Origin of the sequence: Okeania sp. SIO2C9 (assembly GCF_010672455.1) — a bacterium.
Taxonomy (GTDB): Bacteria; Cyanobacteriota; Cyanobacteriia; order Cyanobacteriales; family Microcoleaceae; genus Okeania.
The window spans coordinates 1-1,405 of record NZ_JAAHGO010000228.1; the positions used below are offsets into that span (position 1 = coordinate 1).

Annotated in this window: 1 protein-coding gene; it reads right to left on the reverse strand. The window is 36.4% G+C overall.

Annotation, left to right across the window (positions count from 1 at the left end):
• Positions 1-901, reverse strand: a protein-coding gene (locus F6K23_RS40520) for an IS630 family transposase (RefSeq protein ID WP_293166864.1) whose coding sequence is annotated in 2 segments (ribosomal slippage) — positions 1-550 and positions 549-901 — 903 coding nt annotated over the 2 segments. Because the reading frame shifts where the segments join, the coding sequence is not laid out codon by codon here. This gene is flagged as partial in the annotation.
• Positions 902-1,405 lie beyond the last annotated feature (504 nt).

Below are 1,405 nucleotides of genomic sequence, written 5' to 3' on the forward strand. Positions count from 1 at the left end.
GAGAGAGACTTGATTGAAAGCAAATTCAATAGCTTTAGCTAAATCAGGATAAGTTCTCGCACCAATCTGACGTAAAATACTTTTGAGCTTTGACCAACAATTTTCAATGGGGTTGAACTCAGGAGAATAGGTAGGAAGATAGATTAATTTAGCTCCTACTCCCTCAATTAAAGACCTAATTTGCTCTCCCTTGTGAATAGAGCAATTGTCCATGATTACACAAGCTCCTCTCCACAGTTTAGGAACTAACTTTTGAGAGATAAACGCTTCAAAAGTAACAGCATCAGTTCCTCCCATCAGACTAGATTTAGCAATCACACCTTTGAGACTCATGGCACCAATAATGGACAGATTCTGACCTCGTTTGTGAGGGCGTTCACCATAAGCTCTTTGACCTTGAGGAGACCTAGCAAATAAACGTACTAAAGCTAAATTGACTCCAGATTCATCTAGAAAAATAAGGTCTTTTGCCAAAATCCTCTTAACTGTTTCCCAGAACTCTAACCTTTGCTGTTGGACTTTTTCAGTTCCTTTTTCCGTAGCGTGCAGGTTTTTTTTTGAGAGTTAAATTAAGACGACGTAACATTCTGTCTACCGTTGAACGACCAATTACAACTCCTGTTTTTGAGGCTAACTGATGACGAAGTTCCTCTAAAGTGGCATCATTATTACTGTTAACTAGATCTTGGAGAACCTTTAACTCTTCAGGGCTGAGTTTTGTTGGTGTTTGTTGTCTTCGTATTTTGGGGCCAATATTTCCTGTTTGTCGATATTGTTTGAGTAATTTTTGGATAAAACTTAATGCCACACGAAATTGTTTAGCTAGTTGACGTTGAGATATATTGCCTTCATTGTAAACATCAATAATTTTTTGTCTAAGGTCAAGAGAATAAGCTTTCATTTAAATATGGACAGTCTTTCTGGCGATCCCTATGGGTGGTACTACGGCGATCTGCTTGTTTAGTTAGCGATCGCCAAAATCTGGAAAATAACAAAAGCTAGAATTAGCAAGCAATTTGAGTTTTAGTAAAATTTTGTAACTACATCCTTGACACATGCTACACAATCTTAAATTGTCACCAATGTACAGGATAATGGTTTTCAGAACTTTTGTCAGTCAATCAGGAACTCCGCTTAGTGTACCTCACTAGACTAGGAAATGCTATATTGGTCAACCACTTTTTCAGCAAGCTAAGTTAATGTCTAAATATCGGATAAATAAATCTCTTTAATTGAATACAAACCTTAATCAATAACCCTACAATCTTTTGACTGAAATTAACCTCAAGGACAATTGAAAGCATCTCTACCTAAAGAGGCTTACAGCTATTTTTAAGACTAAGCTGTTACGCATTTCAATCATATATTTATTTGATATTAGTTAATGGCTAAAACTCTTGTTCCT